Origin of the sequence: Chryseobacterium sp. Mn2064, from assembly GCF_049319685.1 — a bacterium.
Lineage (GTDB): Bacteria > Bacteroidota > Bacteroidia > Flavobacteriales > Weeksellaceae > Chryseobacterium.
Genome location: NZ_JBMOUE010000009.1, coordinates 1 through 13,556, shown reverse-complemented (window position 1 = coordinate 13,556; position 13,556 = coordinate 1). Strand labels below are relative to the sequence as shown.

8 protein-coding genes are annotated in these 13,556 nt (G+C 36.8%); 7 read left to right on the top strand and 1 reads right to left on the bottom strand.

Annotated elements, in window-relative coordinates; translation table 11 throughout:
* Position 1 precedes the first annotated feature (1 nt).
* A complete protein-coding gene (locus ACL9RH_RS22860) occupies positions 2-460 on the bottom strand; it encodes a GtrA family protein (RefSeq protein WP_422695637.1) in 459 nt (152 codons plus the stop codon).
* Positions 461-822: 362 nt separating this feature from the next.
* Here ACL9RH_RS22860 and ACL9RH_RS22855 point away from each other — a divergent pair, with 362 nt between their 5' ends.
* The 7 genes from ACL9RH_RS22855 to ACL9RH_RS22825 all read left to right on the top strand — a co-directional run bounded on the left by ACL9RH_RS22855 (position 823) and on the right by ACL9RH_RS22825 (position 13,094).
* On the top strand, positions 823-1,086 hold the full coding sequence (locus tag ACL9RH_RS22855) for a hypothetical protein (RefSeq protein ID WP_422695636.1): 264 nt from the start codon (positions 823-825) through the stop codon (positions 1,084-1,086).
* Positions 1,087-1,170: 84 nt separating this feature from the next.
* Positions 1,171-2,022, top strand: a complete 852-nt coding sequence (locus tag ACL9RH_RS22850) for an ATPase (RefSeq protein WP_422695635.1) — start codon at positions 1,171-1,173, stop codon at positions 2,020-2,022.
* 16 nt (positions 2,023-2,038) lie between these two features.
* Entirely contained in the window at positions 2,039-4,324 is a 2,286-nt protein-coding gene (locus ACL9RH_RS22845; protein WP_422695634.1) for an NADP-dependent malic enzyme, read from the top strand.
* Positions 4,325-4,559: 235 nt separating this feature from the next.
* Complete coding sequence (ruvA, locus tag ACL9RH_RS22840; protein WP_422695633.1) at positions 4,560-5,144, top strand: Holliday junction branch migration protein RuvA; 585 nt, start codon at positions 4,560-4,562, stop codon at positions 5,142-5,144.
* A 57-nt stretch (positions 5,145-5,201) separates the two neighbouring features.
* Entirely contained in the window at positions 5,202-12,257 is a 7,056-nt protein-coding gene (gene sprA, locus ACL9RH_RS22835; protein ID WP_422695736.1) for a cell surface protein SprA, read from the top strand.
* 107 nt (positions 12,258-12,364) lie between these two features.
* On the top strand, positions 12,365-12,742 hold the full coding sequence (gene gcvH / locus ACL9RH_RS22830; protein ID WP_422695632.1) for a glycine cleavage system protein GcvH: 378 nt from the start codon (positions 12,365-12,367) through the stop codon (positions 12,740-12,742).
* A gap of 25 nt (positions 12,743-12,767) precedes the next feature.
* Positions 12,768-13,094 carry a VanZ family protein gene (locus ACL9RH_RS22825; protein WP_422695631.1) on the top strand — a complete coding sequence of 109 codons (327 nt, stop codon included), beginning with the start codon at positions 12,768-12,770 and terminating at the stop codon, positions 13,092-13,094.
* Positions 13,095-13,556 lie beyond the last annotated feature (462 nt).

The following is a 13,556-nucleotide window of genomic DNA, read 5'->3' as shown; positions in this document are numbered from 1 at the left end:
TTTAACCGTTAAAGATTACTTTCTTTTTTACCGAATAATTCAGAATGGAAACCAGCAAAATGGCTGCAATTTTACTGATCATTTCCGGGCTCAAGGTATAAAAAATTAAACTGATATTATCCTTAAAGATAAAACTGTAGAAAATCTGGAAAAAAGCTAAACTGAGTAAGGTTGAAAAAAAAGATACTGCCATGAAATAAGCAAATTCCTTTTTCTTAGAATGTTTTCCTCTTTCAAAAACAAACCAGATGCTTAGAAAATAGTTGGTGATAATTCCGCAACTGGTAGAAAAGATATTGCTTAAAGGATAATGTATACCATGGAAGTTGGTTTCCCTTGCCAAAAACTGAGGAAGATAGGTACTGAATATTTTAAAGCTGCCAATCTCTACAATGGCGCTCAGTCCTCCTGCTATGATGAAGAACAAAACCTGTTTCTGGCGTATGAGTATTTCTTTCATTCAATTAATATAAAAACTGAAAAAACTATAAACATATTGTGGTGATTAAGAAAACTTAATATCAGAAAAAATATCCATCAGCTGTATATCGCTTCCCGATAATGATTTTTGTCTGTTTATAATAACGATCCTTAACAATATGAATATGCAAATTTATAACTATATGTTAAACACTGAAAAAAGTTGTTAAAATATTTTTTTTAATTAAAATTATTTCTAATTTTAATAATCAGAAAGATATGGTAACGACCTGATAATAAATTCATTTTCAACTCCTTGTGTTGATGGTTTTTCTATCTTGTAATGCGTGTTTGAAAGCATACGACTCCCTTATTTTATGACCAATTGATAACAATATTTGTATGAAACGTCAAAACAAATACAGAAAATTCCAGCTTCAACAGAAAAATATTGAGGCTCTTGAGAAAGAAAATTCCCGCTTCAAAAGAGTATACTCTGAATATGAAAATATGTCCAATGAACTTTGGAATCTTGAAAATTCTAGCGGCGAACCTGTGCCTGATGATTTTATTAATGCGATGGTATTACAGACTTCCTATCTGGAAGATGAAATCGAAGATTGGCTTTTGCAGTTTAACGAAAAGAAAACAAATGTTAAACATTAATGATTTTAGACAGCTTCCAGCTTGTTTTAAACGCTAATTGAAGATAAATTCATAATTTAGCATCCTTAAATTAAAATCTAAAATATGGTTGCTATTGTAGATAGTGGTTCTACTAAATCGGATTGGGTAATACTCGATGACTTTAAGAAAGTTTTTCTGAAAACTGAAACCATTGGTTTCAATCCGAATTTTATCAACAGAGAACTTATCGCTCCTGAAATACAGAAGAATAGCAATCTGATATCGGTGAAAAACTCAATTACAAAGGTCTTCTTTTATGGTTCCGGATGCGGTGTGAAGAAAAACTGCGAAACCATTCAGGAAGAGCTTATCAAAGTATTTGGGAAAGCTGAAATTATCGTAAAAGAAGATCTGATGGCTGCTGCTTATGCGGCATACAGCGGAAAACCAGCTATCGTGTGCATTCTGGGCACAGGATCAAACTCTTGTTTTTTTGATGGTGAAAATCTGAAAATAGAACTTCCTTCACTCGGTTTCCTTATCGGAGACGAAGGAAGCGGAAGCGCTATCGGTAAACAGCTGGTGCGCAGATATTTTATGAAAAAATTGCCTTCTGACCTTCACAACGAATTTCAGGCCGATTATCAGCTTACCGTAGAAGATGCATTGAAAAATATGTATCATACGCCAAGACCAAATGCTTATTTGGCCAATTTTACCAAATTTGTGATCGAGAGAAAAGATCATCCTTATTTCAGAGACATGGTTTTTGAAGAAATGAAAAATTTCTTTGAATATCAGGTGCTTCCTTATGAGGAGGCAAAAGATGCTGAAATTAACTTTATCGGCTCCATCGCTTATTATTATGAAAATATACTACGTTCTGTAGCAGCAGAACTTAATTTAAATGTGGGACATGTTGTGCAGAAACCAATTGAAAGTTTAGTAGATTACCACATTAAATATATCCTTTAACAAAAAACGAAATTTTATGTCAAGTAAAAACCATCGCGACGAAAAGACCTTTAACCAGGCGGCGTTAGATTATCATAAAGCAGAACCCAAAGGAAAAATTGAAGTAATCCCTTCAAAGCCACACTCTTCTCAGAGAGATTTGTCATTGGCTTATTCTCCGGGAGTAGCGGTTCCTTGTATGGAAATTCATGATAAGCCGGAAACTGTTTACGATTATACAGGAAAAGGAAACCTGGTAGCGGTAATTTCTAACGGTACAGCAGTACTTGGATTAGGAGATATCGGAGCCGAAGCTTCAAAACCGGTAATGGAAGGTAAAGGACTTCTGTTTAAAATTTTTGCAGATATCAATGTTTTTGATATCGAGATCAATGAAAAAGATCCGGATAAATTTATTGAGATTGTAAAAGGTATTGCTCCTACTTTCGGAGGAATTAACCTTGAAGATATTAAAGCTCCTGAAGCTTTTTATATTGAACAGAGATTGAAGGAAGAATTGAATATTCCTTTGATGCACGACGATCAGCACGGTACCGCTATTATTTCAGCAGCAGCATTGATCAACTCTTTGCAGATTGCCAATAAGGATATTGCTGAAGTGAAAATGGTAGTAAACGGAGCAGGAGCGGCAGCTATTGCTTGTACCAAACTGTATATTTCATTAGGATTGAAGAAAGAAAACGTCCTGATGTGCGACAGTAAAGGAGTAATCAATCACAAAAGAGAAAATCTTACTCCTGAAAAATTAGACTTCATTGTTGAAACAGATATTGAAACATTAGAAGATGCTGTAAAAGGTTCTGATGTTTTCGTAGGATTATCTAAAGGAAACGTAATGACTCCGGAAATGCTGTTGAGCATGAACGAAAATCCTATCGTATTCGCTTTAGCAAACCCAGATCCGGAAATTGCTTACGATATTGCTCTTGAAACTCGTAAAGACGTGATCATGGCAACAGGAAGAAGTGATTATCCTAACCAGGTAAACAACGTATTAGGATTTCCTTATATTTTCCGTGGAGCATTAGATGTTCAGGCTACAGGAATTAATGAAGAAATGAAGCTTGCAGCTGTACACGCGATTGCTGACCTTGCTAAAGAACCGGTTCCTGAAGCTGTAATCTTAGCATACAACCTGAAAAGTTTACAGTTCGGAAGAGACTATTTCATTCCAAAACCATTCGACAGCAGACTGATCACAAAAGTATCCAGCGCTGTTGCAAAAGCAGCTATTGAAAGCGGTGTTGCCGGAAAAGTAATCACAGATTTCGAAGAATACGAGCACCAACTGCTAGACAGAATGGGTAGAGACGAGAAGTTGGTAAGAATGATGCAGAGCCGTGCAAAAGCTAATCCAAAGAGAATTACCCTTGGAAATGCTGAAGAGTACAACGTATTGAAAGCTGCTCAAATCCTTTATGAAGAAGGAATTGCTTACCCAAGTCTTTTAGGAGATAAAAAATACATCAAGGAACAGATGGAGCGCTACGGAATCAACCTGGACGTTCCTATCATCGATCCAAGTGATGACGACCAGAAAGAGAACAGAAAAAAATACAGAGAAACCCTTTGGAAACTTCGCCAGAGAAAAGGAATGAACGAGTATAAAGCGAAAAGATACGTTCGCCAGAGAGACTATTTCGGACCTTTAATGCTTAAGCATGGTGATACAGACGGTCTTATCGTAGGGTTCTCTAAAAATTATACCTCAGTATTACGTCCTGTTTTAGAAGTTATTGAAAAAGATAAAGGCGTAGACAAAGTAGCAGCAATGATGATGATCCTTTCTGAAAAAAAACCTATTTTCTTCGCAGATACGTCCATCAATCAGAACCCAAGTGCTGAAGATTTAGTAAATATTGCTAAAATGGCAGAATTCACAGTGAAATCTTTCGCTATTGAACCAAGAATTGCGATGTTAGGATTTGAAAACTTTGCAGCGATCTCTGAAACTTCTAAAAAAGTAGCTAAGGCGGTAAGCATTCTTCACGAAAAATATCCTAAAATGATTGTAGATGGTGAAATTCAACCGGATTTTGCTATGAATGCTGATCATTTAAGCGATTATCCTTTCTCCAAGCTGGGAACAACACCTGCCAACACATTCGTATTCCCGAACCTTGAAAGTGCCAACCTTTCTTACAAAATTATCAGAGGTATGAAAGTAGCACAGGTAATCGGGCCAATCTTAATGGGACTGAAGCAGCCTGTTCACGTACTTCAGATGCGTTCAAGCGTAGACGAAATCGTAAACCTTGCTACTGTTGCTGTACTTGATGCTCAGAGAAGAGAGAAAAAATAATTTCTCAATCTTATAATAAGGAAAAGCAGCCTATACAATCTGCTCAGTTTCTTATCATTAAAATCAACACTTTTATTTGTGTTTATATACAAAAAGACTCCATATTTTGGAGTCTTTTATTTTTATGTTAATTCCTTGAATTCTTATTTAAAAATTAAGTTAAAAGGCATTCGTGCATGAAATGAAAATATTAATTAGTTTAAATTGCTATATTTGGGAGTTTTAAAAATTAATAATGATATTTTCTCTACAAGGCACTGTTCAAGAACTTACGCCTACCTACGCTGTCATCAATGTTCAAGGAGTTGGTTACTACGTGGGAATCAGTTTAATGACCTCACAGACGCTGGTTTTGAATCAGCAGACTTTTCTGTTTATTCAGCAGATCATCCGCGAAGATGCTCATCTTCTCTTTGGATTTAACACTCGTTCAGAAAAAGAAATGTTCAATCTGTTAATAAGCGTTAACGGAGTGGGGGCTGTTTCTGCACTTATTCTGCTGTCTACATTAAGCCTTGATGAAATAGCATCAGCGATACTTTCCGGTAATAGCGCATTGATTCAAAAAGCAAAAGGAATCGGGGCGAAAACAGCCGAAAGAATTATCGTAGATCTTAAAGATAAAGTCCAGAAATTCAGCGATCCTGCCGCGAATATTTCTGTGATGGTGGATAATAAAATCAAGGATGAAGCGTTATCTGCATTAGAAGTTTTAGGGATTCCTAAACGTACCAGTGAAAAACTTGCCGATAGAATATTGAAACAAAACTCAGAGATATCGGTAGAAGAATTGGTTAAACAAATTTTAAAAAACATTTAACATTTGGTGACAAATAATAAGCATTTTAACATATTTCTGTTCCTGTCGTTTCTGTGTATGTCTGTGAGTGCCTTTGCACAGCAGAGAACCACAGATACCCTGATCATAAGGAAGCAATATGAGGTAGCTGACCCCACGAGGCAGGAAGCCTATTACGATATAAAAACAGGGATGTACTATGTATATCCCAAAATTGGAAATACCATCACAGGGCCGCCAGTCGCCATGTCTCCGGAAGAGTATAAAGAATATATGCTCGCCAATCAGACAAGAGCGTACTATAAAGAAAAATCTGATAAATACAATCTCCTTTTCAGAAGAGACAGATCAGATGCCAGAAGAAAAGGGTTAATTCCTTCACTTCTTATCAACAACAAGTTGTTCGAAACCATATTCGGAGGTAATAAAATTGAAATCATTCCTTCAGGATATGCCTCTCTTGACTTTGCCGGACTTTATCAAAAAATAGATAATCCAATTATCCTGCCACAAAACAGGACCAGCTTTACCTTTGATATTGATCAGAGAATCCAGTTAGGATTACTAGGGAAAGTAGGAGAGAACCTTCAGTTAAAAGCAAATTATGACACTCAGAGTGGATTTGCCTTTGAAAATAGAATGAATCTTGTATGGCAGGCAAAAGGAAGCTGGAAAGATCTGCAACAGAAAGGTCTTGGAGAAGTAGATAAACCGAATGCTGGGGGAGAAGATAAAATTATCAAAAGAGTAGAGTTTGGTAACGTAACGATGCCGCTTTCTACAAGCTTGATCCGTGGTTCACAATCCTTATTCGGGGTTAAAACAGAATTCCAGCTGGGAAAAACTTTTGGAACCGTTGTCCTTTCTCAACAACAGGGAGAAGCTCGTAATATTGTTGTGCAGGGAGGTGGTGTTATGAATAATTTTAAAGTCAGTGCAATTGACTATGAAGATAATCAGCACTTCTTTATAGGACATTATTTCCTTAACAAGTATGATGATGCTTTACTCAATTATCCACAGATCAATTCTACCATCAATATCACCAGAATAGAAGCATGGGTATTAGACCAGGGGAATAGTAATCTTGCGTATCAGAAAAGTATTATCGGGATCAGGGACCTAGGAGAAGCGGCTGGCGGAGATGTTTTGCCGGATAACTCTTTAAACGGCTTGTATGATCAGGTATCAAATGTTGCAGGAACAAGAGAAGCAGGTAAAAACTATGGGACGATTTTCCAGGGGCAGAATTTTCCGGGAAGTACAACTCCCTATGATAATGGGGAAGAATTCATTTATAATACAAAAGCCAGAAAACTTAATTCCAATGAATTTACATTCCAGCCACAGCTAGGATATATTTCATTGAATCAAAAGCTTAATGATAATCAGCTTTTAGCAGTTTCATACTCATATACCGTAAACGGAAGCAATAAAGTATATAAAGTCGGGGAATTCTCAGAAGAAAGCCCGGTTTTGATTACTAAGGTACTTAGAGTAAACAACAGGGTAAATACAGACTCTCCGATGTGGGACCTGATGATGAAGAACATCTATTCTATGGATGCAGGACAGGTATCTCAGGACGGCTTTATTCTAAACGTTTACTACAGGGATCAAAATACAGGAGGTAAGATTAATTATATTCCCCCTGTAAAAGATCAAAACCTACTGAAGCTATTTAACTGGGACCGCCTCAATATGAATGGGGATATCCAGAATAATAAGGATGGAACTAAAGGAGATGGTATTTTCGACTTCGTGAACGGGATTACAATTCGGCCGGAGACGGGAAGAATTATTTTCACCAAAGTACAGCCATTTGGTAACTATATGCAAAAGGTTCTTGGAGGTACTTTTGATCCGCAGTATGTATTCCAGGATCTTTATACCAAGCAAAAGCAATATGCAACTTCCAGTAACCTCGCACAGAGATACACCATGGAAGGTCGTTATAAAGGAGTTCAGGGGCAGGGTATTTCCTTGGGAGCAGTAAACGTTCCTCAAGGATCTGTAAAAGTTTCTGCAAACGGAGTACAGCTTACTGAAGGAGTAGACTATACAGTAGACTATATGCTGGGAACTGTTAACATCATCAATGAAAATGTAAAACAGTCCGGACAGGCCATCAATATTTCATTAGAAAACCAACTGACCTTTAATACCCAAAGAAAAAGATTCTTAGGGTTGAACTTAGAAAGAAGGTTTAATGAAAACTTTATTTTAGGAGGAACCGTAGTGAATTACTCAGAGTCACCATTGACTCAAAAAGTAAACTATGGGCAGGAAGCTGTAAACAATACCATGGCGGGGATCAACTTGATGTACAACAATCAGGCTCCTTATCTGACAAGATTTGCCAACAAGCTTCCCATGATAAAAACAGAAGCACCATCCAATATCAACTTTAAGATGGAAGCTGCGTATTTATTACCTGGATTGAACAAAGGAACCAATGATCAGTCTTATATTGATGACTTTGAACAGACAACTTCTAAGATATCATTAAAAGAACCGGCAGCATGGAGTTTAGCCTCAAAGCCGGAAAAAAATAAACTTCCGCCATTTAGTACAGTTCCTGATAATAATGCCATAACAAGTGGTTACGGAAGAGGACTACTATCATGGTACAACATTGACCCTAGATTCTGGGGTGTAGGAGGGAAAGCTCCAACGGGAATTACCCCTCAGGCAGTTTCCAACCATGCGTCAAGAAGAGTTCAGCTATCAGAAATTTATAACAATAGAGATTTTGTAGCAGGAGAACAGACCTTCACCAATACTTTTGACATCTCTTACTATCCAAAAGAAAGAGGGCCATACAACGTGAATACTGCAACAGAGCAGGCACAAAGCAGATGGGCGGGGATTATGAGATCAATCAGTGTTCCCAATTTCGTTACTTCCAATATCGAATATGTTGAATTCTGGATGATGGATCCTTATGCAGATGGTAAAAAACTTGGAAATGATCCTAAGCTTTTATTACACTTGGGTAACGTTTCTGAAGACGTATTGAAAGATGGAAAAATGCTTTACGAAAATGGTCTTCCAACTCCAGGAAATCCAACTTCTACTACAAGCTCCAACTGGGGAATCCAGCCAAAGCAGCCGCCTATCTTATATGCATTCTCTACTGAAGGCGAGGATAGAAAGCAGCAGGATGTTGGGTATGATGGATTAAGCTCAGATCAGGAATCTATGATATTCGGAAATACATTTGTAAATCCGGTAACCAATATTGTTGACCCAGCTGTAGATGACTTTGTATTTTATCTTTCAGAGAAATTTACAGGAAGTCAGGCAGCATCTGTTGTTGAACGTTACAAATATTTCAGAAACCCAGACGGAAACTCAGAAGCAAACTCTCTGAATGTGGCTTCTCAAACACCGGATGCGGAAGATATCAATAAAGATTACAACCTAGACCAGACAGAAAGTTATAACCAGTATGTGGTAAAACTGAATCAAGCTGATCTGACATTAGGGAACAACAATATTGTTGATGTAAAAACAGTAAAAGCAAGCTTCCAGAATGGACAGTCTGCAGATGTGAAATGGTACCTGTTTAGAATTCCTGTTGCGAGTTATGATAAAAGTGAAGGAACAGCAGATCCATCTGTATTGAACAATGTGAGATTTGCAAGATTAATGTTAACAGGATTTGAAGATACTTCTACTTTAAGATTCGCAACCATGGATCTTGTAAGATCAGACTGGAGAAAGTATCCTAAAAATCTGGCACTTTATAAGTTTCCTGTACCAGATCCTGCAACAGATGAAGGAAGTCTAGTTGTAGATACATCAGATTTTGAAGTAGGAAGTGTAAATATTGAAGAAAATGCTTTAAATCAGCCTCCATATGTATTGCCTCCGGGGATCGATAGACAGGTACTAAGTGGGAATGCAGGAGCTCAAAGACAGAATGAAGCTTCTTTATATCTGAAAACTAAACAACTTCCAAGTAGCCAGGCGAGAGGAGTGTTTAAAAATACATCACTAGATATGAGAAGATACAAAAAGCTGAAGCTTTTTGTTCACGCACATGATCCGTTAGCTAATGGAGCATTTGGAATGGATGACAAAACGAAGTTCTTTATCCGTTTTGGAACAGATGCTACCGATAACTATTATGAATATGAATCTTCTTTGGTACTTACTAAGCTTTCAGCTACGGCACCAATGGAAATCTGGCCAATGGAAAATGAAGTAGACTTTGACATTCAGAATTTTGTTGATGCAAAGATCAGAAGAGATAAGTCGGGTGTAAAAATTACAGAAAGAACGCTGGACAATGCTACAGATGGAGGGATCAACTCTAAAAAAATCTATATTAAAGGTCGTCCAAGTTTAGGAAATATTGCAACGATCGTAATAGGAGTTAGAAACGGAGGTGAAAGAGGAGGTACAACTAATATAGACAGAGTTCTTTGGGTAAATGAAGTTCGTCTTTCTGAAGTTGAAAATGATGGAGGGTATGCAGGAAATGCCAGCTTAAACTTCAATTTAGGAGATTTTGCAACGGTGAATACAAATGCATCGTATACATCCGTTGGATTTGGAAATATAGATTCCAAACCGGCAGAAAGAAATCAGTCTACACAATCTGCATTCAGTATTAATACTGCTGTGAATGTAGATAAATTCCTTCCTGAAAAAACCGGAGTGAAAATTCCTGTGAACTATTCTTACTCACAAACCATCGAAGATCCAAAATACAATCCTTTGGATACCGATGTTGAGTTTAGTAAAGCTGCCAACAAAGAACAGTTAAAGAAAGTGGCAAGAACTTATACCCAGCAGAGAAGTATTGGAGTGGTTAATATGCATAAAGAAAGGGTGAATCCTAATAAGAAACCTAAATTTTATGATATTGAAAACGTTTCGGTAACCGCTGTGTATAACGATGATTATTTCAGAGATATCTATACCAAGAGAAATTACAGACAATATCTGAGAGGATATGTTGATTACAACTATACTTTCAAACCTTGGGTATTGAAGCCTTTCAATAAGATGATTAGCGATACGGCAAAATCAACGAAGTATTTGAGATGGGTAAAAGAATTCAATTTCAATCCTATTCCTACAAGACTATCGTTTAGAACTGAAATCGACAGAAATTATAACGAACTTGAGTTCAGAAACGTTGAAGCTATCTTAAATGGAAATACAGGAAGTGATTTTGATGCCATCAGAAACAGAAACTTCTATTTTGGCTGGCAGTATGGTTTAGGGTTCAATTTTACAAAATCTTTGAAACTGGAAATCAATTCAGCGACAAGAACCCTCAATGATAATATCGATGCCAATATAATGGATAGCAAATCCATCTTTGGAAATGTTTTCAGATCAGGAAGACCGGTATTATATAACCATAGAGTTCAGTTAAACTATAAATTACCATTCCAATATTTACCTTATCTGGATTTTATTGATGCAGAAGTAGGTTACGGATTTACATACAACTGGAATGCAAGATCTACTTCATTACTAGGTTTCTATGATCCGGATCAGAAAAAACAAGTGAGTTTAGGTTCTATTGGCCAAAATACAAATGTGATTCAGGCTACTGCATCTGCAGACCTTCCAAAGTTCTTCGGGCAGTTTAAATATTTTAAAAATATCAACGCTAAACTTCAGAAACGTAAGCAGGAAATGGATTCCCTGAATAATGTATTTACAAAACAATGGGAAAAGAACAGATACAGATATAAGAAATATAAATTTAAAAATAAACTAACCCCACTTCAAAGTGCTGCGTTCTTCCTTACTTCTTTCAAGCAATTGAATGTAAGTTATAATGAAACCAATGGTACAGTGCTTCCGGGGTTGATTTCTGCACCAAACTGGTATGGATATGGACAAACATTAGGAGGTCCTACATTAGGGTTCCTTTTAGGATCTCAGGCAGATATCAGAAGAACAGTAATGGAAAATGGCTGGGTGAGTGATTCTAATTATATGACAGATCCATACGTTAGATTGTCAACCAAAGAATTAAGAGCAGATTTACAGATGATGCCATTAAATGATTTCCGAATAGATCTTAATGTATTGCATACTTATAATAGCAACTTCTCTCATACAGGATTCAATTATACAAATAATGGAGTTCCGAATACAGACTTTACGTTCGCCAATGAAATGGTAACATATTCTAATACCACAATGTTGTTGAATACTTCATTTAAAGATGGAACCGCTATTTACCAGGCCATCAGAGAAAACGCGAGAACCCTATCACAACAGTTAGGTGGTACTGCTAACCTCGATAATGATGGTTTTGCCCAACATTACAGTATTGGAAATGCTTATGTATTAATCCCTGCATTTAGAGCAGCTATGGAAGGGAAATCTGTAACTGCAATGGGAAATCCTAAAAAATCAGGATTCCCACTGCCAAACTGGAGAATAACGTATTCAGGATTGAAAAACCTTCCGATCATTAGCGGACAGTTTACCAAATTTGATATTCTGCATGGTTACACCGCAACGTATACCGCTACAGGTATTCAGAGAAATGTAGATTATCATGGTAATCCAAACGGATTTTATCAGGCAGTAAACAGCGCAGGGGTAGTGATTAAAGATGCTGGAGATAAGATCAATCCTTATACTTTTGCCCAGGTAGGATATGTAGAATCATTCTCTCCACTAATCGGAGTAGATGTTACCATGAGAAACAATATGCAGTTTGGTTTACAGTATAACAAAACCAGAATGACAGTGCTTGGATTGGTGAACCAAACTCTTACAGAAGATGCCAACACAGAATATGTGGTAAGACTTGGATATATTGTCCGAAACTTCAGATTAGGAACAGCCAATGTAAGAGGAAGAGGAACCAGAGGGAAAGGAAGTGACCTTAATATCAGAGGAGATATTTCATTAAGAGACAGCAAAACCACAATTATGAATATCCTTCTGAATGATTCCCAGGTAACAGGAGGGCAGAAGCTGATGAATATCAAACTTTCTGCTGACTATAATGTTTCCGAGAATCTGAACCTTAGAATCTTCTACGAGCAGATGACCTCTAAATATAAGATCTCGACGGCATTCCCGCTATCAACAATCAGAGCAGGTATTTCAGCCACATTTACATTTGGAGATTCCGGTGGTGGATTCTAAAAATGATACAAACATAAAAGTCCTTCAGTTTTGAAGGACTTTTTTTATATCCAATATTTGAAGCTAGTATATTTTTGAATACATTTGTACAAAATAAAAATTAAAAAATGAACACACCATCAGAATTAAAGTACACGAAAGATCACGAATGGATCAAGATCGAAGGTAATGTAGCTACAATCGGTATTACCGACTTTGCTCAGGGAGAACTTGGAGACATCGTATACGTAGATGTAGATACTGTAGATGATGACCTTAATGGAGGAGATGTTTTCGGAAGTGTAGAAGCAGTAAAGACTGTTTCAGATTTATTCTTACCTATTGCAGGGAAGGTTATTGAATTTAATTCAGAATTAGAAGATCAACCGGAATTGTTAAATACAGATCCTTATGGAGACGGATGGATCATCAAATTGGAAATTGCTGATGGAGCAGATCAATCTGAGTTACTTTCTGCAGAAGATTACCAGGCGATCATTGGATAAGATTTCAAAAATATTTAGTAAGATATTGCCCATTTATTGGGCATTTCTTACTTATATGCTTCTGAAGCCCGGAGAAGAAAACCATGAATATTGGTTTATGTTCAATGGTATCGACAAGCTTTTACATTTAAGCATATTCGCAGCTCTTGGATTCTGCTTCATTGCAACATTTCCTAAAATAAAATTCTCATATTTTTTCCAGATCATTCTGATCTACGCCTTTCTCACGGAAATACTTCAGGAAGAGATGGGACTGGGCAGATCTATGGAAACACTGGATGTTGTGGCAGACACCATTGGATGTCTCATCGGATACTATACCTACAAGCTGTTGATCAAACGTTTTTTCTAAACAAAAAGCAGGAACGCGTACAACGTCCAGGACTTTCTATCTTATAAGATCCACAGTTTTCTACTTTTCAATTTCCTATACATTTTAAAAGTTTTCCCCGTAGTTTGTTTAACAGACTTCTTTTATCATAGCTGATATATATTAATTATCTCTTTTTATATTCTCCAGCAATAATGCTGAGCACTTTCCTGCTATCTTAAGTCATAAAAATATTCCTAAAGCTCAGTTTCTTCTGTGGTAAAAGAAATCTTCATTTCTCATCTCCCCCCGTGACAATAAAACACAATCATCTGTGCCAATCCGCGTCATCCGTGGTTTATAAACAAACAAAAACCTTATTATATAGAGTATACTTTGCACTATTCATCCCTTCAAACCCTCCAATTCTCACCCTCGTTCATCCCTCATTTCTCTTCTCCAAACAAATGTTTAAAATTTTTCATTTTGTTTATCAGCTGTTTA

Excerpts from the sequence above, each read along its gene's own strand:
- ACL9RH_RS22860 (WP_422695637.1), bottom strand. The coding sequence starts at position 460 with ATGAAAGAAATACTCATACGCCAGAAACAGGTTTTGTTCTTCATCATA.
- ACL9RH_RS22850 (WP_422695635.1), top strand. The coding sequence starts at position 1,171 with ATGGTTGCTATTGTAGATAGTGGTTCTACTAAATCGGATTGGGTAATA.
- ACL9RH_RS22855 (WP_422695636.1), top strand. The coding sequence starts at position 823 with ATGAAACGTCAAAACAAATACAGAAAATTCCAGCTTCAACAGAAAAAT.
- ruvA (WP_422695633.1), top strand. The coding sequence starts at position 4,560 with ATGATATTTTCTCTACAAGGCACTGTTCAAGAACTTACGCCTACCTAC.
- gcvH (WP_422695632.1), top strand. The coding sequence starts at position 12,365 with ATGAACACACCATCAGAATTAAAGTACACGAAAGATCACGAATGGATC.
- ACL9RH_RS22845 (WP_422695634.1), top strand. The coding sequence starts at position 2,039 with ATGTCAAGTAAAAACCATCGCGACGAAAAGACCTTTAACCAGGCGGCG.
- sprA (WP_422695736.1), top strand. The coding sequence starts at position 5,202 with ATGTCTGTGAGTGCCTTTGCACAGCAGAGAACCACAGATACCCTGATC.